We start from the raw sequence: 24,981 nt of genomic DNA, 5'->3' as shown, positions 1-24,981 counted from the left end.
TAGTTTCTCTGGATAAAAGTCTATTTTTTTTGGATATATTCAATTTTTTCTGGATAAAAGTCTATTTTTTCTGGATATATTCAGTTTTTTCTGGATAACTACTCTTTTTTCTTTATCATGTCCTTCATATTGTTCAAAGGATATTACTGCCCGTTACTGCGGGATAAAGTGAAACTTCAATCAGTGGCATCTTTTTTCCACTGATTGTTAGTTGAACCAATCGGGCATTTACGGGCAGTTTTTCTTACTCTCATAAAATTTAGCAAAGGATATTACTGCCCGTTAATGCGGGATAAAGTGAAACTTCAATCAGTGGCATCTTTTTTTCCACTGATTGTTAGTTGAACCAATCGGGCATTTACGGGCAGTTTTTCTTACTCTCATAAAATTTATTACTGCCCGTTAATGCGGGATAAATGCAAGCAAGTACCGAAAATATATATATAGCGTACTTAATATAAGGGAAATGAGCACTACCGGTATACCGATTTTCATAAAATCTATAAATTGAATTTGAACCTTTTCCTTAATGGCCAGTCCGACAACAACTAAATTTGATGAGGCACCAAGTAAAGTACCATTTCCGCCTAAGCAAGCACCAAGTGCTAACGACCACCATAATGGATCAAGATTGGTCATACCGTAATCTTGAAATTCCAATATCACTGGAATCATTGCTGCAACAAAAGGAATATTGTCTATGACACCAGAAAATAATCCAGTTATCCAAAGTATTAGGATTGCTGTTCTTGGTAGATCCCCTTCAGTAAAATAAATCATGCTTCTAGCAAATTCATCAATAATACCTACTTCCTCTAATCCTCCGACGAGTAAGAATAAGCCCATAAAAAAGAATAAGGTTGCCCAATCCACTTCCTTGAGAACCTCTTCAGTTGGATGATAAGTATGAGTCAATAACATCAGTAAAATCGCTCCACCTAACGCTAAGCTTGTTAATTCAATATGAAGAAATGGGTGTAAAACAAAACTGAATATCGTTAAACCAAGTACAGAAAGCGAAGGTACTAATGTTGCATCCTTTTTCAAATATTGCTTCGGATTTAAAGACATTAACGTTAGTCTATTTTCTTCACTAACCTGTAACCTTTTACGAAAAGTTGCCGCTATAGCAACAACTATTAAAATAAAAATAATGACTGCTATTGGCGATAAATGCACTAAAAAGGCATTAAATGTTAAATGTTCAACAGCTTGACCGATCATTAAATTTGGAGGATCTCCAATCAATGTAGCTGTTCCACCAATGTTTGCTGATAAGATAATCGCAATTAAGTATGGAAACGCAGAGACATTTAAAACCTTGATGATCTTGAACATAATCGGTACGAGGAGTAAAACCGTTGTGACATTGGCTAAAAGGGCAGAACCAAGTGCAGTCACAATTGAAATCATAAAAAGAATGGAAACGCCGTACCCCTTTACTTTTTGTGCTAAAAATATCGCAATAAACTCAAATACCCCAGTTTTACTGACAATCGAAACAAGAATCATCATGGCGAATAGTAAGGCAATGGTATTCCAGTCAATGTACGTAATAAAGGCTTTTTTTGTATCGAACACACCAAATAATAGAAGGAGTACTCCTCCAGTACCCGCTACTAATGTACGATCTACTTTTTCACTAATGATGATTATATAGCTTGTAATAAAAACAATTAATGATATGACCGTAATCATGATAGCAGCTCCTTCCTCGTACTCCTTACCTAAAAAGACAGGCTTTTATCCAATCATATGTTGCAAATAATTTGGACATGTATTTTTTTCATTTTTCTATAGAGACAATTGAAAATTTCTACATGCTCCATTCTAAAATGAGTTAGTCGTGAATATGCTTGTTTTAAAGAGAAGCTTGGCTTATTTAGGAATAAAGGAAACTATATTTACATTTAGAAAGGAGAAATGCGAGGATGAGTAGTAGAAATACACTTTCTGCCATTTTATACGGTATCCTTACAATTTTAACCATTGTATTAGTGTGTAGCTTCATTTTTTCATTACTACTTCGTTTTACAAACCTACAAGAGTCGTCACTACAATGGTTAATTATGGCTCTTTCATTTTTTGCCTTATTTGCTGGTGGGTTTGTTTCAGGAGGTAAGGGTCGGGAAAAGGGCTGGCTTATGGGAGGAGCTACAGCAGTAGTCTTTACAGTCATTGTGCTTTTATATCAGTTTTTAGGCCAAGAATCTGGCTTCACACTCGGGCAGACACTTTTTCACTTAGGATACTTAGCTACTGCAGTGTTAGGCGGAATTATTGGAGTAAATGTGGCAGGTGGAAAAACTTCCAATTAAAAAAAGAGCGGAATATCCGCTCTTTTTTAGTTAGAGATCACTTCACGTACTGCAGAACGCTCATATGTAAGTCGAGTTCCATCACCTACAACGATAATTACTTTATTCTCATCTAGAGAATCAACAATACCGTGTAACCCACCAATCGTGATAATCTTATCACCCTTTTTTAAATCAGACTGCATTTGTTGTACCGCTTTTTGGCGTTTTTGCTGAGGGCGGATAAGCAGGAAATAAAAAATAGCAAACATTAAAATTAATGGACCAATCGTACTTAGTAATTCCATGTATGTTTCACCCCTTTCTAAATTAATGTTATCGTAATCTTATTAGCTAGTCCATTTAAATATGATTTAGAAATTTCTAGCATTTGGCTTATTAAAACCATACGCTTCAAAAAACTCTTCTCTAAAGTCACCTAAGCGGTCTTCTAAAATAGCCTGTCTGACTTGCCCCATTAATTTTATCAGAAAATGTAGGTTATGGTAAGTCGTTAATCTCATTCCAAATGTTTCACTACATTTTATAAGATGACGAATGTATGCTCGTGAGTAATTACGACATGTATAGCAGTCGCAATTTGGATCAATTGGTCCAAAATCCTTTTCATACTTTGCATTACGAACCACTAGTCTTCCTTCACTAGTCATACAGGTCCCGTTCCTAGCAATCCTTGTAGGTAAAACACAATCAAACATATCAATTCCACGCATAGCTCCATCTATTAAGGAGTCCGGGGAACCTACGCCCATTAAGTAGCGTGGCTTATTAGCTGGCATTAGTGGTGTCGTGAACTCTAATACTCTGTTCATGACATCTTTTGGCTCACCAACGGACAGACCTCCAACAGCATAGCCTGGAAAATCTAATGAAACTAAATCCTGTGCACTTAACTTTCGTAGTTCCTCATACTCCCCGCCTTGGATTATACCGAATAATCCTTGATCTTCTGGCCTGTTGTGTGCGGCTAAACACCTTTCTGCCCACCTAGAAGTTCGTTCAACAGATTTTTTCATATAGTCGTATTCTGCTGGATATGGTGGACATTCATCAAATGCCATCATAATATCAGAGCCAAGAGCGTTCTGGATCTCCATTGCTTTCTCGGGAGATAGAAAAAGTTTTTCACCATTCAAATGATTTCTAAAGTGAACACCCTCTTCTTCTATTTTACGGAGATCACTCAAACTAAAAACTTGAAAGCCCCCTGAGTCTGTTAAAATAGCACGGTCCCAGTTCATAAACTTATGAAGACCACCCGCTTCTTTAATAATTTCATGACCGGGTCTTAGCCATAAATGGTACGTATTACTTAAAATAATTCCTGCATCCATTTCTTTTAATTCTTCAGGTGACATCGTCTTCACAGTTGCAAGTGTTCCAACCGGCATGAATACAGGGGTATCAAAAGAACCATGTGGCGTATGAACCTTTCCAAGTCTTGCACCTGTTTGTTTACATGTTTTGATTAGCTCATATCGGATTGCGGTCATTGCCTATTACTCCCTTCAATAATTAACATCGCATCCCCAAAGCTAAAAAACCGATACTTTTGATTAACAGCTTCACGATATGCTTTCAACACATTTTCTCTACCAGCGAGTGCACTGATTAACATGATAAGTGTTGATTTAGGTAGATGGAAATTTGTGATCATTCCATCAATTCCTTTAAATTCATAGCCAGGGTAAATAAAAATATTGGTCCACCCGGATTGCTCAACAAATTTTCCGTTATGCATGGAGGCTATCGTTTCTAATGTTCTTGTTGAAGTTGTACCAACTGTAATAATTCGACCTCCATTAGCTTTAACTTCATTTAACTGTTTTGCTGTACCTTCTGTCATTTGATAAAATTCAGCATGCATTTCATGTTCTTCTATCGTATCAGTAGAAACTGGGCGAAATGTCCCTAAACCCACATGAAGTGTTATAAAGGCAATATGTACTCCCTTTGCCTTTATGTCTTCCAATAGTTTTTCTGTAAAATGAAGGCCAGCTGTCGGTGCTGCGGCAGAACCTCTCTCACGAGCATAGACAGTTTGATATCTATCTTGATCATCTAGTTGCTCTCTAATATAGGGTGGAAGTGGCATTTCTCCAAGTGTCTCAAGGACTTCATAAAAAATGCCTTCGTAAGAGAATTCAACGATTCGACCTCCATATTCACTTGTACCAATACACTTAGCTTTTAATCTTCCATCTCCAAAGGTTATAACTGTTCCTTCTTTCATTCTCTTTGCTGGCTTAACCAAGGTTTCCCAATTATCACCTTCAAGTTGCTTTAATAGTAATACTTCAACCTTCGCACCAGTATCTATTTTCGTACCGTAAAGTCTTGCAGGTAACACCCTAGTATCATTCAATACAAGGCAATCCCCAGCTTTTAGATAGGAAATCACATTTCTGAAAGATGCCTCATGTCTAATTTCACCAGTATCTTTATCTAATACCATTAACCTAGATGCTTCACGGTCAAGAAGTGGAGTTTGTGCGATTAATTCATCTGGTAAATTAAAATCAAATAATTCAATGTTCAAAATTTCTCACCTGTTTTCATTTAGATCTTAACAAGAATTTCATTTATCTAAAGCGGCCAATTAAATAAAAAACAATAGAAAGCACGATGCTAATAATAATAGATGTCACAATTGGAAAATAAAAAGTTACATTGCCCTTTTTAAAGACAAAGTCTCCAGGTAATTTCCCTATAAATTGCCAGATAAATCCCACTAATAACAATACTCCACCGATAATCATTAACATTTTCGGCATTTCCATCATTTGGGTGCCTCCATTTTGAAGTGTCGGTAGGCAAGCTCAGTTACAATTCTTCCGCGTGGTGTTCGTTGCAGGAATCCAATTTGGAGTAAATAGGGCTCATAAACATCCTCAATTGTATGAGACTCCTCACCGATTGTTGCCGCAATTGTATCAAGACCCACTGGACCACCACGAAACTTTTCGATAATACCTAGTATTAATTTATGGTCAATATGATCTAAACCTAAACGGTCTACTTGTAGCATTTCTAATGAGCTTTTGGTAATCTCAAGTGTAACCATACCATTTCCCCTTACTTGCGCAAAGTCTCTAACTCGTCGTAGTAAGCGATTTGCGATTCGAGGAGTCCCTCTTGACCTTTTTGCAATTTCAACCGTAGCTTCACGCTCAATACCAACCTGTAAAATGGACGCTGCTCTTTCAACTATATTGGATAATTGCTCTTCATTATAATATTCTAGCCTGCTTAATACTCCAAATCGGTCACGAAGAGGTGCAGAAAGAGAACCAGCTCTAGTTGTTGCTCCAACAAGAGTAAATGGGGGTAAATCAAGACGAACCGATCTAGCAGAAGGCCCCTTACCGATTACAATATCTAAACAAAAATCCTCCATTGCTGGATAGAGTACTTCCTCCACAGAACGTTGTAATCGATGAATTTCATCAATAAACAGGACATCCCCTGGCTCAAGAGCTGTTAAAATTGCAGCAAGATCACCTGGACGCTCTATGGCAGGACCTGAAGTAGTGCGAATATTTACATCCATTTCAGTTGAAATAATAGTGGCTAGTGTTGTCTTTCCGAGCCCTGGAGGTCCATAAAGCAAAACATGATCAAGCGTTTCATTTCTTAACTTAGCCGCTTCAATAAAAATCGCCAAATTTTCTTTTACTTTCGTCTGACCGATGTATTGCTCCAGAGTCTGGGGTCTTATAGAAAGATCAAATGACTCTTCTTCAAACACAGCTTCACCAGAAACGATACGTTCATCCACTTATTCACCCCTCCTATCACTTTCCTTGTACTAAGTGTTGTAATGCCTTTTTTATGTATTGGTCGGTTGTTAACCTTTCGCTTTCCAACAATGGGAGAATCTTTCTAATTTCCCTTTCGGCATAGCCGAGAACCTTCAGGGCTTCCACTGCTTCATTGAGGGCATCTAGTGAAGGATTACCGACCATTATCGTTGGATCAATTTTATCAGCATGAACGAACCCTGTTTCAATTAGATCAGCGACTTTTCCTTTAAGATCTAATATGATTTGCCTTGCTGTTTTTTTCCCAACTCCCGGGAATTTAATCAGAAATGCCTCATTCTCTCCTTCAATTGCACCTACAACTTGTTCAAGCCGGCCAAATGCTAAAATGGCGAGTGCACCTTTTGGTCCAATTCCAGTTACATTTAATAGCCTAGTAAATAATGTTCGATCTTTTCTGGATGGGAAACCATAAAGAGCTAAAACATCTTCCCTTACATGCTGATATGTATAAATGATTATTTCTCTGTTTGATACATCATATATATATGGATTAGGTGTATGGATGAGATACCCCATACCATGATGGTCTAAAACAATATATTCTGGATTAACCTCTACAACATTTCCCTTAACAAACTCAATCAACGTTTTCTCTCCCTTATCTATGCTTTACTCATTTTAGCATAAAAAAGTTGTCTATACACATTGTATACGTATAAGAAAGTCTAGTTAACTCGCAGTCACATAAGACACAGTATTTGCTAAATCTTTTGTAAGTGTTGTCCTACTGTAAAATGAAGTATTAGGATGTGATTGTTACTTAAAGCAAACGAAAGAGGCGACCCAGCGGTTCGCCTCGTTTTAAGTTTATTGAGTAATAGAAAAAGGTTTAAATACTTCCATAACTTCAACATATTTGTCTTTCGATTTAACTGGAATTCCTCTTATTAACTCTTCGTGTTGCCTACTTTCTAATTTGTCTACATCTATTTGAAAAAAAGACTGTATAACATTTTCTGTTTCTGGCTTCCCATTAAAAATGCTAAAAGTCCCATCTTCCGTTATACCAAAATAACCATTTGCCTTTAACAACGGGGATATATCTTCTATCCTTTGCTGAAATACAACTTGTTCTTCATCTTGATCAATTAATTGCCAGCCTTCATATTGTGCCCAAAAGTCTTCCATCGACCATATGGTTTCCTCTTTTATTTCTTCACTGACTTCTCCATCTAAATATACTCGTTCTAATATTACCGTTATAGTAAGTGGTCCTGTTACCTCATATGCTTTATCATTTTCACTCGTTTCCTCGCCTTTCTCGATAATTTGTCCCTTTGCTTCTTTAGCAAAAGAATGAAAGGCAATCCCTGAGATACTTAAGAATAATATTAGGAAACACCAACATACTATCTTTGCATACCGGTTGACGATATTCATGACAAACACCCCGTTTTTTACATAATTACAATTTAGGTATGACATTAATGTAGTCTACCCATATATAGAAGTAATATCCAATAAAGTGAAACTTTTGCTTTATGTACTGTTTTTTTCTTATTGGAAACAAAGAAAAAACAGGGATCAATTATCCCTGCTTCAATATTTGTTATTTGGTATCACGGAATGGTGTTCTAACAAAATCATCGACTTCATTTCCAATTTCGCGGAACATATCACGAACATCTTCATCGATTTCAGTTGTCGGTCCACCATCCTGTAAATTATTATCTATGTTTTGAGCTCTTTGGAAGATAGCTGGATCTGTTACAATTCTTACATTTTTTCCATTTGTCATTCTTTCAACTTCTTGCCTAACTTTGCTCTTTACTTCTTTTCCATCATGATCCTTTGTATCAAGAGCAATTAGGACTTGATTACCTGAGACAATCGTTCTAACATCATCAACCGTTGGAATATTTTGGACCCGGTTTGAAATTTGGTCAGCTAAACGACCATCATAGTTATTATAATAGGATGCTCTCTTATTATTATCTCTTGTTGCCATCTGGCCATGATAGTTATAGTCATTTCTTGAATATTGGTTATCGCGTGCAAGTCCATTATCACGAACTGCATAAGGTCTTGTAGGATTGTTCATTCCTTTATTATTACCGTAATCAGCCAGTTCATTTCGGTTAGCATACTGCCCATACTCGCCTCTCGCTGTTATTCCTGTACGATTATTTCCACGAGTACGATTATCGCGATCATCGATGACCCCGTCATCTAATGTACCGAGTGTTCCTTTATTTTGTGGATGAGCTTCATTTTGTTTGTTTGTAACATTTCGGCCGAACACGCCATTATTATTGTATCGATTATCTGTTACATTGAAACCTTTATTTCTGTTATTATTTCTGTTATTTTCGGCTCCCGTACGATCTAACATTTCAGTAATAGGTCCATCATTATCTCGCTCAGGTAAATAGGCATTGCCATTTTCTTCATCGATGTTTTCATTGGAATAGTATCCAATCGGTCTAGCTGTATCGTTATATCTTGTATTATCTTCCATTGCACCTTGGTCTGTGTTACAAGCTGCTAAGCTTCCTAGCAAAAACGCTGTTGAAAGTGTGTAGATAATTTTCTTATTCAATGCTAAAGACCCCCCATCGACATATTGAGTGTTGTTAAGGCACTCATTACTATAGTGTCTTCTGGAGGATTTATTTAGTCTGTTATTTATATACAGTAGCTTAAAATTTTGGTGGTGCTGCAGCAAGCTCGCGTTTATGATGGGACTGGTTATGTAATCTTTCAATAATTAGTCGATCTTTATCAGGAATTGGTTGCCCTATAAGATATTGATCGATCATGTCATAGGTTGTACCCATTTCATCCTCATCTGTTTGACCTTCCCAAAGTCCTGCACTTGGTGCTTTAGTAATTAAATCGGTAGGTACACCTAACTCTTTTGCCATCTCTCTAACTTCCCCTTTTGTTAAATGAACAAGGGGAACGAGATCAACTCCGCCATCACCATATTTCGTAAAATAACCAGTATGCCATTCTGCAGCGTTATCTGTTCCGACAACTAAATAACCAAAATTATTTGCAACGGCATATAAAGTTGTCATTCGTAGACGTGCTCTTGTATTTGCATCTCCTAGCTTTGATGCTTTATCATTCCATGTTCCACGTTCAGTTAATGTTCTTTCAAGTTGTGTAAATAATGTTTGGTGAGCTTCAGTCAAATCAATGAGCAAATGATCAATACCACTACTATTAACTACTTTTAACGCATCCTCTTGATCCTTTGGGTTACTTTTACAAGGCATAATTAATCCAAGGGAGTTCGTTGGAAATGCTCTTTTAATTAGGTGTGTCACAACGGCTGAATCTAAACCTCCACTGATTCCAACAATAGCACCATTCGAACCAGCCTCTTTCACTTTTAATCGTAGCCATTCCACAAGCTTCTCAATTTTATGCTCCATTATTTTACATCCTTTCGTCTCTTTATAAGCTAATATTTTATCACAGTTAAATGGGCAATATAAAGAAAATGAGAATAATGATAATTAGTAGCATGTTTTTTTTGTTAAGTTAACATCTTTACATAGAAAAAAGGCGACTCACCATTGAATCGCCTTCTAGATTATTATAGATTAAAGTCATCATCATCATCAAAATCTGGCATTCCCATTGGCCCCTGCAAACCTGGGGCTCCATAGCCCGGTATTCCATATCCTGGTTGTGTCCCTGGTAGACCAGTTGCTGGTTGAGTTCCCGGAACACCGTAGCCTGGCTGTGCTCCGTATCCTGGCACTCCTGCTGGGGATCCGTAGCCCGGTTGTGCTCCGTATCCTGGCATTCCTGCTGGGAATCCATAGCCCGGCTGTCCATGACCTGGAGTTCCGTAGCCCGGTTGTGCTCCGTATCCTGGCATTCCTGCTGGGGCTCCATAGCCCGGCTGTCCATGACCTGGAGCTCCATAGCCCGGCTGTGCTCCGTATCCTGGCATTCCTGCTGGGGATCCATAGCCCGGCTGTCCATGACCTGGAGTTCCATAGCCCGGCTGTGCTCCGTATCCTGGCACTCCTGCTGGGGCTCCATAGCCTGGCACTCCATAACTTGGTTGAGCTCCGTAAGGAACATCATCTGTATCTGGTAGATTATACCCTACTGGATTTCCATAAGGTGACATTGCTGAACCTGGTGCTCCGAAACCAGGAACGCTCGCACCTGGGTAACCATACCCTTGCCCCATCGGTGGTACAGTATAACCTGCACCAGGAGCTTTTGGAAGATGATCATCACACCCACAATCATCGTCACCAGTAGCATGGCCATGCATTGACGGATGTATAGGATATGGTGCATATCCTCCTGGTTGTGCTCCAGGATATGGTGGCATTTCTGGCATATCGTCTAAGTCTTCAGCTGGACTAACCATTGTTGGATAGCCTTGCTCAGGATATCCTGGAACACCATATGGCATTTGTCCAGGAAATCCTGGTTGCACATGCATTGGTGGTCCCCATGGATTGTAACAGAAGCCATCTCCTGGATTAATCCCTGTTACAGGATAACATTCAGGTTGATAGGCAGGGGCGACTTGTGTTTTTTCTTCTGGTATCTTTGGCTGCTCTGGAATTTCTGGAACTTCTTCCTCTATAGGAGAAACCTGAGTAGGCTGCTGTGGCATCATACCTATGTTTGTTGTTTGTGGAGCGTTTTGATAAGCCATATTCAAATAGTAATTATTAATATCAAACTCTAATTCAGGTAACTGAGGAACCTTTGGAATAAACGGCATCTTTGGTTTTTCTTGTTTAGGTTCCTCCTTTGTTACAGGCATTGGCTTTGGTGATAGGTCTTGATACGGTTGTTGAACTTCTTCCTTAATAGGTGAAACAGGTGCTTCTTTTACAATTGGTGCTTCCTTTGCAATTGGAGCCTCTTTTGTAATTGGTGCTTCCTTTTTCACTTGAACACCGGCTGTTGGCACTTTAATTTTCATTCCTGGCATAATCATATCTGGATTACTTAATTGGGAATTCATTTGTTTAAGTTCTTCAAAGTCTACTCCGTACTTTTGGGCAATCTTCCAAAGGGTATCACCTTTTTGTACAATATGGATCTTCACGTATATCCCTCCCATGGCAAAATTCTTTACAGTCTATGCAACCACTAGGCTATTTGCCACTATTCCTCAACACAACTTATGCTAATTCATAGTTGTTTATGACAAGGTACAATCGTAAACCCTTTGAAAATTAAGTAGACACACGAAATTTTGGTAATAATCAAATGAAAAAAAGCTAGGAGAAATTCCTAGCTTGTCAAGCTCTTTCAAGCATTCGATTTAAAGCCATCATTGCATCATGAGCAACTGCTTCCTCGACTTTAATAATATTTTGAATAGCTCCAGTCTCGATATTTTCTAGCGACCAAAGCAAGTGTGGTAAATCAATTCGATTCATTGTTAAGCATGGGCACATATGTGGATTTAAGGACACTATTTCTTTATCAGGATGCTCTTTAATAATTCTCTTCACAAGATTCATTTCAGTCCCAATTGCCCATTTACTTCCTGCAGGTGCTCTATTAATGGTATCAATTATATATTTAGTCGATCCCGCAAAATCAGACAACGCTACAACCTCTCTACTACATTCAGGGTGAACCAGAATTTTCATATTTGGGTTTGATATACGAAGGCTTTCGATATTTTGCACCGTGAAATTTTCATGAACAGAGCAATGCCCCTTCCATAAAATCACTCTGATATTGTCGGGATTACCTTCAAATTCCAGCTTATCAGTTAGAGGATTCCATACTGCCATCTCTTCTAGTGGAACACCTAAATCAAAGGCCGTATTCCTGCCAAGGTGTTGATCAGGTAAAAATAAAATTCTTTCTTTTTGTGTAAATGCCCAGGAAACCATCTCTTTCGCATTAGAAGATGTCACCGTTGCTCCTCCATTTTTTCCACAGAATGCTTTAATGGATGCAGTAGAATTAACGTACGTTAGTGGCAAAATGGTCTCTCCAAATAAGTCCAATAATTGATCCCAAGCTCTTTCAGTTTGGTGTATATCTGCCATATCTGCCATAGAACAGCCCGCTCGCATATCGGGTAATATTACTTTTTGATTTTCTCTTGTTAAAATGTCGGCTGTCTCAGCCATAAAATGAACTCCACAAAACACGATATATTCTGCTTCAGTATTTGCCGCAGATTGCTGCGCTAATTGCAAAGAATCACCTGTTTCATCTGCAAATTGGATGACTTCATCCTTTTGATAGTGATGGCCTGGTATGAACAGCTTAGTGCCAAAACTCTCCTTTATTTCCTTGACTCGACTTTCCATTTCCAGATCTGTCATCAATTTATACTTTTCAGGTAAACTTCCATCCTTTAGCTGTACTGCCTCTAAAATATTCATGGTCAAACCCCCTTCACTTTCCATCCGGTGACAAAGCTAATATCCAATGCTTTATTCGAATGCGTAAGCATACCTAATGAAATGTAATTAACGCCTGTCTTTCCATACTCATGTAGCACTTCTAATGTAATACCACCTGAGGCCTCGGTAACAATATGGGAGGGAACAAGTTTCACAAACTCTTCTATTTCAGATGGAGTACGATTATCAAACATAATGACATCAACACCAGCTTCAATAGCTTCAAGTACATCTTCCTTTGTTTCTGTTTCAACTTCAATTTTCACCATATGGCCGACATTTGCTTTTACAGCATTTACTGCGTTTTTGATGGACCCAGCAAACGCAATATGATTGTCTTTAATCATTACTCCATCATATAATCCATACCGGTGATTGGATCCTCCGCCACATGTAACTGCATACTTTTCAAACATACGTAGTCCAGGTGTTGTTTTCCGTGTATCACAAATTTTAGTTTGACTACTGTCTAATAATTGAACCGCCTGATTTGTCAATGTTGCAATACCACTCATTCTTTGTAGGAGGTTTAAGATAATTCTTTCACACGTCAAAAGGTGGATAACAGGTCCCTTTACTGTTGCAATTGTTTCTCCTGTCAAAACTCTATCTCGATCGTGTTTGTAAAGGATCACCTCTATTGATGGATCAACCAAATGTAAACACTCTCTAATAATCGATGTACCTGCTAAAATTCCTTCGTCTTTTGCTATTATATTTCCTTCCCCTACAAAGGAACTCGGAAATATCGATGAAGATGTAACATCCCTCTCCCCAATATCCTCAAGTAAAAAATGTTTTAAATCCTCTCGTAATTTAATAACATTCATGACAATCCTCCTAGCACAAACACGTCTTGTTTTTTTCTGTTAATGAGTCTCCCTTGCCAGTTACTCATTGTTTCAGGGTAGTCACTTCGAAAATGCCCTCCCCTACTTTCTAGTCTCATTAAAGCAGAACTTGCAATTAACCAACTAGTTGTTATCATATTCAATCTTACAATTGAGGCTTGTGTGAATCCTACTTCTTTTGTTGTCAACTTCGTATAGGGCTCGAGATACTCTACCACAGCTTGAAGACCAGCCTGATTGCGAACGATTCCAACATTTTTGCTCATCATCTGTTTAATCTCATCCTCAGAGGGGAGTTGAATCCCATTTAAATGGATTCCATTTGCTATATCACTTGTATATTTGACTTGGTCAACAGTTTCTGAAAGAATACGATCAGCAACCGCATTTGCAAACACAATGGTTTCTAGTAGTGAATTACTTGCTAATCTATTTGCCCCGTGAACACCTGTACAGGCTACTTCACCAATTGCATATAAATACCGCAAACTACTCTCACCATGCTCATTTACTTTAATACCACCCATCATAAAGTGTGCGCCTGGGACAATGGGTATCTTTCCTTGTTCAATAATAATTTCATTCTTTTCACAGAGCGTAGTGATAGTTGGAAAACGTACGTTAAATGAATCTATCATCGAAATATCTAAAAATATTTTTTCTCCATTGCTCATTTCATCAAAGATGACTCTAGTAACAATATCACGAGGTGCTAAATCCTTATAGCTATGCTTATTCTCCATGATTCTTCTTCCGGATTCGGTTACTAATACAGCACCTTCTCCTCTAACAGCTTCTGATATTAACCCTGGACAAGTTCCATTAACATGCAATAAAGTCGGATGAAATTGCACAAATTCCATATCAACTAAATCCGCGCCTGCACGATAGGCCATCGCATATCCGTCTCCAATAATAGTTGGATCATTGGATGTGTATTCAAATACTCCTCCGCAGCCTCCAGTCGCTAAAATTACATGTTCAGCAAAAAATGTGATGTTTTCATCCTGTTGATTTATTGCAGTAACTCCAATACAACGATTATTATCAAGTATGAGATCAACTGCCATATGATGTTCAACAATAGTTACTTTGTTCTTTATTTTTTCCATCATAAATGTGACAAGGGCTTTTCCAGTCGCATCTCCACCAGCGTGTAATATTCTTCGGTATGAGTGGGCTCCTTCTCTACCTAGAAGAAGGTCACCAAATTCATTTGTATCAAACTTCATACCTTGCTCCATGAGTTCAAGTATATAAGTAGGACCATTTCTAACAAGTGTTTCTACCATTTTGTCTATATTATGATTACAACCTGCTCCCATCGTATCTTTAAGATGTGAACACCAAGAATCCTCTTTTGAGATCGCAGAAGCAATACCACCTTGTGCCAAAATGGAATTACTATTTTCCTTGGACGCCTTTGTGAAAATTATCACATTCTTATCCATACATAAACGACTTGCAGCTACTAATGCAGCTAAGCCGGAACCAATAATTACAACATCTGTTTTAGGCATGAAAATGCCCCCTAATAAAAGTATATACTAATGTCTTGACACCTATATTTACACATATTTAAACTAATGACAAGAGTTTTTTTCTGGTATACTCCTTTTAGGATTTAGAACTCTAGTTTGGTCAATGTTTTTCGGTAGTAGAAAGGCTTAGGTTTCTCTACTGATTAGCCTTCTTTGAAACGTACAATTGCAAAAGTATCTTAAAAAAATGGTATTATTGAATAAATTTCAATATAAGGATGAAGCGAAAATGATTTATTTAGATTATGCAGCCACTACACCAATGCGCGAAGAGGCCATTCATGTCTTTTCTGAGGCTTCAAGAAATTATTACGGAAATCCTAGTAGTTTACATGATATCGGCACAAAAGCTAATAACCTTCTTGAGTCTTGCCGACTAGAAATTGCCCAAAGTATTTCAGGAGATCCAAAGGGAGTATTTTTTACAAGTGGAGGATCTGAATCAAATATTCTTGCTATCCGATCATTATTAAATGGAAAAAATCAAAAAAACGGGGCCCATCTTATCACAACTAGCATTGAACATTCTTCTATTTTCAATCTCTTTAAACAGCTTGAAAAAGAAGGCTATTTGGTCACCTATTTACCAGTAAATCATTTTGGACACATTAGCCTTACAGACTTAGAAAATGCCATTAGCGAGAATACAGTACTAGCCTCAATCCATCACGCCAACTCAGAAATTGGGACCATTCAACCGATTGAAGAAATAGGTAAACTGTTAAAAAAACATGGGATCCTATTTCATTCAGACTGTGTCCAAACATATGGAAAGGTACCTATTGATTGTACCTCTAGCCAAATTGATAGCCTCTCAATATCTAGTCATAAAATTTATGGACCAAAAGGTGTCGGTGCCTGTTATATCTCTCCAAAGGTTAAATGGAATTCGTATTTTGAGAACACCACTCATGAAAAAGGATTCAGGCCAGGAACCGTAAATGTTCCTGGAATCGCAAGCTTCATTACGGCAACTCAGCTTATTCATAAAGAAATGAAGGACGATTTTAAAAGATACACACAGCTTAGAGAAATGTTAGTTGATGGGCTATCTAAATTTTCTAGAAGGATTCAGATTGAGGGACATTCAGACAGTGTGCTACCTCATATTATTGGACTTTCGATTGAAGGAATTGAAGGGCAATATACCATGCTTGAATGTAACCGTCATGGAATTGCTATTTCAACAGGAAGTGCTTGTTCGGTAGGAAAGCAAGCCCCTTCAAAAACAATGGTAGCAATTGGGAAATCGTCACCGGATGCTAAACAATTTATAAGACTTTCACTTGGAAAACAAACAACAAAAGAAGACATTTATAAAACGATTGATGTATTGGAAATCATCACAAGCAGTTATTAAAGGTGGGATATGAATGCCAGAAGGAAAGAAAAAGTTAGCAGGAGAAGAACGAAGGCAGTATTTACTTGATGTATTGAAAAATTCACAAGCACCTATGAAGGGAAGTGAATTGGCTGTAAAGGCAAATGTCAGCAGACAAGTAATTGTCGGAGACATGTCTTTATTAAAAGCCAAACAAGAGCCGATTCTCGCAACATCAGAAGGCTACATATACATTCACGATAAAACTAATCATCATCTTTTTGAGCAGGTTGTTGTATGTCAACATACTCCTGATCAAACGAAGGAAGAATTATTTATAATTGTAGACCATGGCGTTCGAGTAAAGGATGTAAAAATCGAGCATCCTGTATATGGTGATTTAACTGCCTCTGTAATGGTGAGCAATCGAAGTGAAGTGGAACAGTTTCTTACAAAATTAAAGGAAACAAATGCCCCGTTATTATCAGAGTTAACAGATGGAATTCACCTTCATACATTAGAAGCAGATTCACAAGAAAAACTTGAAAGAGCTTGCCGATCTTTACGTGATGCAGGGATATTACTGCAAGCTTAATAAGAGACGTAAGCGACCAAATCTTTGATCCAATCAAAATGGCAATGGCAAATGGAGTATGGTATGGTAGACCGGTAAATGGCCAATAGTTTGAAATACAAGCACGGTTATACCCCTTATTGATCGGTAAACATGTTAATATGGCCGGTATGCCGGTAATGAACCTATGTATTGATACTAGTTACATTAGCTATTCACAAACAAAAGCTCCCTATACAAAGGAGCTTTTGTTTGTGAGTACAGGGTAGCTGCCGAGGCAAGTAACTCCGCAGCCTAAAGCCTCTAATTCATTAATAGCTCCATTTACCAAGATGTTGTTCATACTTTCTGTTACATCAATGATAAATAGATAATTTCCGAGGCCTGTTTTCAGTGGTCTTGATTCAATTTTTGATAGGTTAAGCTTTCTCCATGCAAAAGCTGCAAGAACTTGGTAAAGTGCACCTGGTTGATCTGTAGGCAGGGTGATGGCAAGGGTTGTTTTATAATCCTCCCCTTTAAATATGCTCTTCACCTCATCATTAGCTCTTTGGATGATGACAAAACGGGTATGGTTATTTTCATAATCATGAATATTTCGAGCTATGATTTGTAACCCATATTCTTTCGCTGCTAATTCGTTCGCAATCGCACCAATAGCTTCCTCACTATTTTCCATTACATACCTTGCTGCAGCACTAGTAGATAACATTTCAACTTGCTCAACAGATGAAAAGGAATCATGTAGGTATTTTCTGCATTGTGCCAATGCATGAGGATGCGAGAGTATCTTTTCTATACGGCTTTGCTTTGTGTTCTTAGGGTGGATCATTAAATGTTGTTGAATGGGGACGATTATTTCCCCTACGATTGGTAACTGATACTCATGAATTAAATAATCTAATGTTAGCGTAACCGATCCCTCTATTGTATTCTCAATTGGAACAATACCATATGTAATGACTCCCTCTTCGACTCCTTGTATACAGGCAGGGATAGATGGAAAAGGTTTGATTGCATGACCGTCGAAAATCGTTCTAACAGCCTGCTCTGTAAAGGTAGCTTTTGGCCCTAAATACCCGATAACTATATCCATGTTAATCCCTCTCTATGCACCAGATCCAACAATATCTGCTTTATGAACAAATTCTAATTTCTTTAAATCACTAATAAGTTGAACAATATCTTTTCCCATTGCAGATGTGCTTATTGATAACGTCACGTTTGCCAAGCCTTGAAGTGGAATGGTTTGATGAATTGTTAATACATTACCACCTGCATCAGCTATGATCGTTAAAAGCTTTGATAAAGTACCTGATCGATCTTCTAAAGTTAAAAAAATCGTTACAATTTGTTCTTTGACCATCGCTTGAAAAGGATAAATCATATCGCGATATTTATAAAAAGCACTCCTACTTAAATCTGCCTGCAGTGTTGCAGCCGAAACAGAAAGTCCTTTTTGTTCCATTAGTGTTTTTACTTCTAATGTCTTTTTCATGGCTTCAGGTAAAACATCTTCATGTACTAAATAAAATTTCTCCTCAGTTCGTTTCTTCATATGTATCCCCCAGACAAAACTGTTAAAGATTGAATAAAAAACTTAATGAGCTCCCATAAGCCTTGGCAGAGTGTATGTTACTTGTAAGGAAAAGAATCGTTCTTCCCATTTTTTTACTGTTCACCTTAAATGTCGCTGGAGACGAATAATAGATGACAAACTTATTTGCACGAAAAGGCTGTCAAAATGACAGCCTTTCTGCTCCTAATTAATCTACAAATTCAAATTCAAAATCTAATAATCTGATTGTATCTCCATCTTTCGCCCCACGCTCACGCAGCTCTTCGTCTACGCCCATGGTACGCAACTGCCTTGCAAATCGTTTAATCGATTCGTCCCGACTAAAATCTGTCATCTTAAAGAGTTTTTCGATTTCGTCACCAGTTAATACGTATGCACCATCATCATCACGAGAAATAAAGAACTTTCTAGGATCAGGTTCATGCTTGTACATAACGCGTGTATCTGTTTCGTCTTTTACTTCTTCCATAGGGAATTCTTCAGTGTGCTCAAGCATATCTGCAATTGCAAATAATAGCTCCTTTAATCCCTTTTGAGTAAGGGCGGAAATCTTGAAGATTTGAACATCCTCTTCAAGCTGTTCCTTAAAGCGTTCTAAATTTTCTTCTGCATCAGGCATATCCATTTTATTCGCTGCTATAATTTGTGGACGCTCGGTTAAGCGCAAATTATATTCTTTTAATTCAGCATTTATTGTTACATAATCTTCATACGGATCTCTTCCTTCTGTCCCTGCCATATCAATTACATGTACAATTACACGTGTTCTTTCGATGTGTCTTAAAAATTGATGTCCAAGTCCAACACCTTCATGTGCTCCCTCTATTAGACCTGGAAGGTCCGCCATTACAAAACTTCTTCCATCTTCAGTCTGAACAACACCTAAGTTTGGTACAATCGTTGTGAAATGATACTCTGCAATTTTAGGTTTAGCTGCAGAGACAACAGACAAAAGCGTTGACTTTCCGACACTTGGAAAACCTACTAATCCAACATCTGCTAATACTTTTAGTTCTAATACAACATTACGCTCTTGACCTGGCTCTCCATTTTCTGCAATTTCCGGTGCAGGATTAGATGGTGAGGCAAAACGGGAATTCCCTCTTCCACCACGTCCGCCTTTTGCAATAACAGCTTTTTGGCCATGTGTGACTAAGTCGGCAATGATATTGCCTGTATCTTCATCTTTTACAACGGTTCCAGGAGGGACTTTAACAATGAGAGGTTGTGCGCCTTTACCATGTTGATTTGCAGATCTCCCATGTTCCCCTCGGTCACCCTTAAAATGCCTTTTAAAACGGAAGTCCATTAACGTTCGAAGACCTTCTTCTACGACAAAGATAACGTCTGCTCCCTTTCCTCCGTCTCCACCAGCAGGTCCCCCCATTGGTACATATTTCTCACGACGGTATGCAACAATTCCATTCCCGCCGTCTCCACCTTTAACATATATTTTGACATGATCGACAAACAATGTATCAACACCACTCTTTACTTTTTTAGGCTAAACAAACCGATTTATCTATTTCACTTGCAATTCGACTATAAGTTCCGATTTGGACGCAATCATTTCAGTCAGGACAATGGACTTGTCCCATTCCTCTGATTCAAGCCAATCTCTTACAGCCACGATATCATCTAGTATTCCACTAAAATCAAAAAAGAAACGAATTTCTGCATCAGTACAATGAATGGACAAGCTCAAATGATTTTCACCTGTCTTCAAAACAGATTGATCCACTACTGTAAAAAACTGTTCACACCAGTGTAACATAACGGAATCGTATTCAGATAAGTCGTATGTAGATCCCAGTACTTCGTATTCTAAGCAAAAATGATGACTTCCCCAGTTATAAGTCATTAAAAATCCAGCGAATTCTGTCAGCTGCATGTTTGTAAGCTTTGCCTCGTTTTGTGATTCAATGACAATTTCTTCAATTATTTCTTTTGCCCGTTCGATTCGATTTAAAGATAAATTACCCTTAATAAGTTGTAATTTATTTAACCAATCATGACGGGACTGTTTCAATAACTCCACAATACTCCATTCTTTCATAGCCGCTCTCCTTCAGTCTACTAGGCAAGTACTAGTCTTGCACTAATCCTTTGACATTTATAGTCATCTTCCGAACCTTCATTTAATTGCTATTATATCAAAGTTTTAGTAAGAAAAGAATATTATGGTAGGTTTCACACATAAGATTATGTAAACATTAATTTTCTTTCCTTTATACAGGCAAAAAATAAACTCTAACCAAATGGTTAGAGTTTATCATAAGCAAAAGGTAATATTATGCTTCTTGAGCAGTTGGGTAAACACTTACTTGCTTACGGTCACGGCCAAGTCTTTCGAACTTAACAACTCCGTCAACCTTAGCGAATAGTGTATCGTCTCCACCTTTACCAACGTTTAGTCCTGGATAAATCTTAGTTCCACGTTGACGATAAAGAATTGATCCACCAGAAACGAATTGACCATCTGCACGCTTTGCACCAAGACGCTTAGAAATTGAGTCACGACCGTTCTTTGTAGAACCTACTCCCTTTTTAGAAGCGAAAAACTGAAGGTCTAATCTTAACATGAAATCCACCTCCTATAAAATAATGGTGATCAAACGATTTTCGTTTGAATGTTTATAAAATCCGAATAGGATATCTCTATTGTTTTTAGTGATACAAGCATACCTTCAATTAGGAGTTGAATTTTCTCGTTCATACTACTATCTACATTCATAGGTAGTATAAAGCGGAGAAATCCACTTTCACCCTGTTCCACCTTTAAAGCAACACCACACAGTTTTTCAACTGCATTGGCTGCCCCAAATGTAACAGCGGAAACACCTGCACAAACAATATCTTTACCAGGCTCATCATATTCAGCATGTCCTGTAACCGTTACCGATTCAACTAGCTGATTTGAATTCCTGATTACTTTAATGTATATCATACATTAATCCTTATGCGTTGATCTTTTCGATAACAACTTTAGTGTAAGGTTGACGATGACCTTGCTTCTTACGGTTGTTTTTCTTTGCCTTGTACTTGAAGATTACAAGCTTCTTTCCACGACCTTGCTTTTCAACCTTAGCAGAAACAGTAGCTCCATCAACTAGTGGACTACCAACTTTAACGTTGTCTCCACCAACGAAAAGAACCTTGTCAAATGTAACCGTGTCGCCTTCTGTAGCATCTAATTTTTCAATGTAGATAGCTTGGCCTTCTTCAACTTTTACTTGCTTACCGCCAGTTTCAATAATTGCGTACATACTTTGCACCTCCTTAAGTTTACCCAGACTCGCCATAACAGGTAATGATGTAATATCATTTTAACACCTGATCTGTGCGGTTGTAGCACGGGTGCGCTACAAACAATAACATTACGATACTATCATGAAATCCGCGTTACTGTCAACTTCTATTTATACGCTCTCTGGCATCTTCATCGGTTCCAATGTGACGAATGATATATTCAGGTTTTGAACGAATTATTTCGGTAAAATAGAGTTTGATATGTATGGATTGCTGTATTCGATCCAGTAGTTTTTCAGTAGGATCCATTAACACTTCACTGACATCTTTAGTAGCCTCAACCCATACCGCTTCCATATCTTGTCCCTTTAACTCCATCAATTCTCTTTCAAGTTTGAATGCGATTGACTTACTTGAAAGAACTACACTAGTCCCCCTGCAGGTTGGACAAGTAGTTGTTTGTTGCTCTGTTATATTTTCTCTCAATCTTTTCCGTGTCATCTCAAGTATACCTAGCTGAGTGAAACCGTAGATAACAGTCCGTGTTCTATCTTTTATGAGCTCATGCTTCAACGCCTTTACTATTGTCTCCCTATCCGATTCTGACTTCATATCAATAAAGTCCACTAAAATAATCCCACCTATATCTCTCAAGCGAATTTGACGGGCAATTTCTATAGCTGCTTGTTCATTTGTCCGTAAAACAGTATCTTTTAAATTCGCGTTACCGGTGAATTTTCCAGTATTGACATCAATTACAGTCAAAGCCTCAGTGTGGTCAATAATTAAATAGGAACCATTTTTTAGCCATACTATTTTTTTTATCATTTTCTCTAATTCATGTTCTAAATTAAAATGAGCAAATATATTTTCTTTTTGCCTATGATATTCTATCTCAATACTAGGGTAAAGCTTTTTCAACTGCCCAAATACATTAGCTTCATCCACAATGATCTTTTCTATCGTCTCCTGACCTAATTCACGGATGATTTTGTCCTCAATGACCCTTTCTTTTTTTAATAGCACTGGAGGCTTTTTTAGCTTGGTTACCTTTACGATTTCTTCATATTCATTTCTCAGCAGGTTGATTTCATCCTTTATTTCTTGAAGAGAGGCTTGTTTCGATGCAGTGCGGACAATTATTCCTTCTGGTTCTGAAATGAAGCTTTTTATCTCGTCTTTTAAGCTAGATTGTAGCTTTTCACTTTCGATTTTCTTTGAAACAGCGAGATAATTTCCATGAGGAAGATAAATGACTAGACTGCTTGATATTTCAACAAGGTTTGTTAATTTCGGACCTTTTGTTCCCACACTATTTTTTTCAACCTGCACCATCAGAGCTTCTCCCTCATGGACAAATTCAGAAATACTTCGGTTCTTTCTTTCCTTTATATCCATATCACTTAAATGGAAGGACATTAACTGATCTCGATGAATAAACCCGTTTTTTTCTAGTCCAATATCAACAAAGGCAGCTTGCATTCCAGGCATTACTCTCGTTACTCTACCTAAATAAATATTTCCAACCATATCTTCTGAATAAGGATCGTCAAAATGAAATTCGGCCACCTTAGAATTTTCTAAGACGGCCACTCTTTTCTCATTACTCATAAGATTCATAATAACCGTTCTTTTCAACTTCTGTTCACCACTTTTATCAGACTTTTCATTAGTTACACTTTACTGCTTTAGTCTTACAGAAGTCAATATTCTTGAGTGAGGTCTCCTACCCTACTGGTCGTTCGTTTTCTAGCAAAATATTCATAGAGCAATTCATTTTCATCTAGTTCACGCCGTTTATTTCCTTCCGTGATAACAATCAAATGCTTATACCCTCTAAAGAACTTTCCAAGAACATCTATAACCTGCTCTCCTTCCTCAACTAATAAGGGCTTAAGCTTCTCTATTTTGGAATATTTACCATAATATCTTTCCATCAAAAAACGGACGTATACAAATGACCGCTGTTTCCACTCTGTATAGAGAGACACTAGTAAAAATAAGACGATAATCCATAAATTAAAATGGTAAGGTTCGAATAAAAACGTAAACATGATGATCACTAAAATAACACTAATTGAGGTTATCATCATGGAGCGATGTGCTTTAGTGAATGGCATTCTAAGAGAATATAATAAAAACAATAATTTCCCACCATCTAATGGCCAAACAGGTAGTAAATTAAAACAAAGAATAATTAGATTATGATAGATAAATAATTCAAATATGGGCGCAGAGATAATTTGTAATTTTACAAATAAAAAGGCAACACCAATCATCCAAATATGTTGAAACGGCCCAGCAAGAATCACTAATAGTTCTTCTTTTAACGGTCGGTTTCCATGTTCATCTAGCTCAACAACTCCACCAAATGGTAGTAGTTGGATCTTTTTGATTCTCCAATGAAAAAACTGAGCCATACATGCATGGCCCAGTTCATGAATCAGTACCGTCATAAAAACTATCAGAAGTTCTGTGAAGTGGGCTGTTATGATACTAATTCCTATTACAAACCAGAAAAGTGGATGTATTTGAATTTTTTGAGTTAAAGTCAAAATGTTTCTAGTCAAAGTTTATCACCTGTATCGGATCAATAAAGCTATCTCCTTCTTTGATCCCAAAATAAAACGTGCTATTCACACCATCCTCGTTACTGATAGCTTTGCCGACTTTAGAGCCTTTTTCAATAAAATCGTATAAATTAACGTGAATGGAATCTAAGTTCCCGTACCATGACTCTGAACTTCCATCACTATGTTGAACAACAACTGTAATTCCTCCAATATCTGGCTTTTGTCCTATATAAATAACTGTTCCTTCGCTCATCGCTTCTACAAATGATTCACTCTCTGTTTCAATCATCACACCTTGACCATTCGCTTCAAAATTCTCAAGGATTCTCCAGCCGACTGCTGGCACTGCATAGCCTGGAGTTTTGTCCTCAATCTGTTTATTAACTGCATTGTTCGTTGGAAACAGTGCTAATGGTTTACCGAATTGATCCTCGTACCAAGCTGTGACGGCAGCAAATTGAAACTCAGATTCCATTGTTTTGGACACAAACTTTTGAACTGGCTCAAACCGATCTGAACCATCTCTAAAGATAATCGCAACAACTAAAATTAGACAAGCGGATGCCAAGATCTTAAACATAAACCATTCTTTATGAAACAAGGGATGACTTCCTGATGACTCACTATCATCCACTGTATCAAATGGTCCATAACCATGCCTTTCCTCATCACTAGCTAAATATGTAGGGCGAGCATTCCTGCTTTTGGGACCATGAGGTGAGTATAATTGATGTCTTTCCTTTTTTCGCCGCGCAATTCGCTTTCGTATTTCTTCAGCACGTTGACTCATTTCCA

At 37.8% G+C, this 24,981-nt stretch carries 27 protein-coding genes and 1 other annotated feature; of the genes, 3 read left to right on the top strand and 24 right to left on the bottom strand.

Features of this window, described 5'->3' with window-relative positions; genetic code table 11:
* Positions 1–402 precede the first annotated feature (402 nt).
* Positions 403–1,698 carry an ArsB/NhaD family transporter gene (locus tag ACFSCX_RS05750; RefSeq protein WP_377927200.1) on the bottom strand — a complete coding sequence of 432 codons (1,296 nt, stop codon included), beginning with the start codon at positions 1,696–1,698 and terminating at the stop codon, positions 403–405.
* 233 nt (positions 1,699–1,931) lie between these two features.
* On the opposite strand from ACFSCX_RS05750, the gene ACFSCX_RS05745 reads away from it, so the two are divergent.
* A complete protein-coding gene (locus ACFSCX_RS05745) occupies positions 1,932–2,318 on the top strand; it encodes a TIGR04086 family membrane protein (RefSeq protein ID WP_377927199.1) in 387 nt (128 codons plus the stop codon).
* Positions 2,319–2,344: 26 nt separating this feature from the next.
* Here ACFSCX_RS05745 and yajC read toward each other — a convergent pair whose 3' ends face one another.
* From yajC to nadB, 13 genes are all read right to left on the bottom strand, one after another.
* The gene (gene yajC, locus ACFSCX_RS05740) at positions 2,345–2,605 is read right to left on the bottom strand and encodes a preprotein translocase subunit YajC (protein WP_377927198.1); all 261 of its coding nucleotides are present in this window, start codon (positions 2,603–2,605) and stop codon (positions 2,345–2,347) included.
* A gap of 66 nt (positions 2,606–2,671) precedes the next feature.
* Positions 2,672–3,811 (bottom strand): tRNA guanosine(34) transglycosylase Tgt, encoded by a 1,140-nt coding sequence (gene tgt / locus ACFSCX_RS05735; protein ID WP_377927197.1) that lies wholly within the window; start codon positions 3,809–3,811, stop codon positions 2,672–2,674.
* Entirely contained in the window at positions 3,808–4,857 is a 1,050-nt protein-coding gene (queA, locus tag ACFSCX_RS05730) for a tRNA preQ1(34) S-adenosylmethionine ribosyltransferase-isomerase QueA (RefSeq protein WP_377927196.1), read from the bottom strand. Before queA ends, tgt begins: the two co-directional genes overlap by 4 nt.
* Before the next feature lie 43 nt (positions 4,858–4,900).
* Positions 4,901–5,101, bottom strand: coding sequence for a DUF2905 domain-containing protein (locus ACFSCX_RS05725; protein WP_377927195.1), 201 nt, complete (start codon positions 5,099–5,101; stop codon positions 4,901–4,903).
* Positions 5,098–6,096: a Holliday junction branch migration DNA helicase RuvB gene (gene ruvB / locus ACFSCX_RS05720; RefSeq protein ID WP_377927194.1), complete on the bottom strand. Its 999-nt coding sequence runs from the start codon at positions 6,094–6,096 to the stop codon at positions 5,098–5,100. Before ruvB ends, ACFSCX_RS05725 begins: the two co-directional genes overlap by 4 nt.
* Positions 6,097–6,112: 16 nt before the next feature.
* Positions 6,113–6,727, bottom strand: coding sequence for a Holliday junction branch migration protein RuvA (gene ruvA / locus ACFSCX_RS05715; RefSeq protein ID WP_377927192.1), 615 nt, complete (start codon positions 6,725–6,727; stop codon positions 6,113–6,115).
* 222 nt (positions 6,728–6,949) lie between these two features.
* Positions 6,950–7,522: a BofC C-terminal domain-containing protein gene (locus ACFSCX_RS05710; protein WP_377927191.1), complete on the bottom strand. Its 573-nt coding sequence runs from the start codon at positions 7,520–7,522 to the stop codon at positions 6,950–6,952.
* Positions 7,523–7,691: 169 nt separating this feature from the next.
* A complete protein-coding gene (locus ACFSCX_RS05705; RefSeq protein ID WP_377927190.1) occupies positions 7,692–8,681 on the bottom strand; it encodes a YhcN/YlaJ family sporulation lipoprotein in 990 nt (329 codons plus the stop codon).
* Positions 8,682–8,781: 100 nt separating this feature from the next.
* On the bottom strand, positions 8,782–9,522 hold the full coding sequence (gene nadE, locus ACFSCX_RS05700) for an NAD(+) synthase (protein WP_377927189.1): 741 nt from the start codon (positions 9,520–9,522) through the stop codon (positions 8,782–8,784).
* 164 nt (positions 9,523–9,686) lie between these two features.
* Positions 9,687–11,174: a SafA/ExsA family spore coat assembly protein gene (gene safA, locus ACFSCX_RS05695; RefSeq protein WP_377927187.1), complete on the bottom strand. Its 1,488-nt coding sequence runs from the start codon at positions 11,172–11,174 to the stop codon at positions 9,687–9,689.
* Between the two features lie 196 nt (positions 11,175–11,370).
* A complete protein-coding gene (gene nadA, locus ACFSCX_RS05690) occupies positions 11,371–12,477 on the bottom strand; it encodes a quinolinate synthase NadA (RefSeq protein WP_377927186.1) in 1,107 nt (368 codons plus the stop codon).
* 2 nt (positions 12,478–12,479) lie between these two features.
* A complete protein-coding gene (gene nadC / locus ACFSCX_RS05685; protein ID WP_377927185.1) occupies positions 12,480–13,328 on the bottom strand; it encodes a carboxylating nicotinate-nucleotide diphosphorylase in 849 nt (282 codons plus the stop codon).
* The gene (gene nadB, locus ACFSCX_RS05680) at positions 13,325–14,869 is read right to left on the bottom strand and encodes an L-aspartate oxidase (protein WP_377927184.1); all 1,545 of its coding nucleotides are present in this window, start codon (positions 14,867–14,869) and stop codon (positions 13,325–13,327) included. The genes nadC and nadB overlap by 4 nt, the downstream gene beginning before the upstream one ends.
* A gap of 250 nt (positions 14,870–15,119) precedes the next feature.
* Between nadB and ACFSCX_RS05675 the strand changes: the two genes are divergently transcribed.
* Positions 15,120–16,250: an IscS subfamily cysteine desulfurase gene (locus ACFSCX_RS05675; protein WP_377927183.1), complete on the top strand. Its 1,131-nt coding sequence runs from the start codon at positions 15,120–15,122 to the stop codon at positions 16,248–16,250.
* A gap of 13 nt (positions 16,251–16,263) precedes the next feature.
* A complete protein-coding gene (locus ACFSCX_RS05670; protein ID WP_377927182.1) occupies positions 16,264–16,806 on the top strand; it encodes a transcription repressor NadR in 543 nt (180 codons plus the stop codon).
* A gap of 211 nt (positions 16,807–17,017) precedes the next feature.
* On the opposite strand, the gene pheA is transcribed toward ACFSCX_RS05670, so the two are convergent.
* The 10 genes from pheA to ACFSCX_RS05620 form a co-directional block, all read right to left on the bottom strand.
* A complete protein-coding gene (pheA, locus tag ACFSCX_RS05665) occupies positions 17,018–17,875 on the bottom strand; it encodes a prephenate dehydratase (RefSeq protein WP_377927220.1) in 858 nt (285 codons plus the stop codon).
* Between the two features lie 18 nt (positions 17,876–17,893).
* Complete coding sequence (locus tag ACFSCX_RS05660) at positions 17,894–18,343, bottom strand: ACT domain-containing protein (protein ID WP_377927181.1); 450 nt, start codon at positions 18,341–18,343, stop codon at positions 17,894–17,896.
* A gap of 208 nt (positions 18,344–18,551) precedes the next feature.
* Positions 18,552–19,838: a GTPase ObgE gene (gene obgE / locus ACFSCX_RS05655; protein WP_377927180.1), complete on the bottom strand. Its 1,287-nt coding sequence runs from the start codon at positions 19,836–19,838 to the stop codon at positions 18,552–18,554.
* 48 nt (positions 19,839–19,886) lie between these two features.
* Entirely contained in the window at positions 19,887–20,420 is a 534-nt protein-coding gene (locus tag ACFSCX_RS05650) for a Spo0B C-terminal domain-containing protein (protein WP_377927179.1), read from the bottom strand.
* A gap of 235 nt (positions 20,421–20,655) precedes the next feature.
* Positions 20,656–20,946, bottom strand: coding sequence for a 50S ribosomal protein L27 (rpmA, locus tag ACFSCX_RS05645; RefSeq protein WP_377927178.1), 291 nt, complete (start codon positions 20,944–20,946; stop codon positions 20,656–20,658).
* A gap of 29 nt (positions 20,947–20,975) precedes the next feature.
* Positions 20,976–21,311 (bottom strand): ribosomal-processing cysteine protease Prp, encoded by a 336-nt coding sequence (locus tag ACFSCX_RS05640; protein WP_377927177.1) that lies wholly within the window; start codon positions 21,309–21,311, stop codon positions 20,976–20,978.
* A 10-nt stretch (positions 21,312–21,321) separates the two neighbouring features.
* Positions 21,322–21,630 (bottom strand): 50S ribosomal protein L21, encoded by a 309-nt coding sequence (gene rplU / locus ACFSCX_RS05635; RefSeq protein WP_377927176.1) that lies wholly within the window; start codon positions 21,628–21,630, stop codon positions 21,322–21,324.
* Positions 21,631–21,645: 15 nt separating this feature from the next.
* Positions 21,646–21,722: a sequence feature (ribosomal protein L21 leader region), on the bottom strand.
* Between the two features lie 50 nt (positions 21,723–21,772).
* Positions 21,773–23,251: an Rne/Rng family ribonuclease gene (locus ACFSCX_RS05630; RefSeq protein ID WP_377927175.1), complete on the bottom strand. Its 1,479-nt coding sequence runs from the start codon at positions 23,249–23,251 to the stop codon at positions 21,773–21,775.
* Positions 23,252–23,316: 65 nt separating this feature from the next.
* Positions 23,317–24,183, bottom strand: coding sequence for a M50 family metallopeptidase (locus tag ACFSCX_RS05625; RefSeq protein WP_377927174.1), 867 nt, complete (start codon positions 24,181–24,183; stop codon positions 23,317–23,319).
* Positions 24,176–24,976, bottom strand: a complete 801-nt coding sequence (locus tag ACFSCX_RS05620) for a peptidoglycan DD-metalloendopeptidase family protein (RefSeq protein ID WP_377927173.1) — start codon at positions 24,974–24,976, stop codon at positions 24,176–24,178. The genes ACFSCX_RS05625 and ACFSCX_RS05620 overlap by 8 nt, the downstream gene beginning before the upstream one ends.
* Positions 24,977–24,981 lie beyond the last annotated feature (5 nt).

This window comes from Bacillus salitolerans (assembly GCF_042680805.1).
Taxonomy (GTDB): Bacteria; Bacillota; Bacilli; order Bacillales; family SA4; genus Bacillus_CJ; species Bacillus_CJ salitolerans.
Note: the sequence above shows the minus strand (reverse complement) of the source record. Positions and strands in the feature narration are given on the sequence as shown.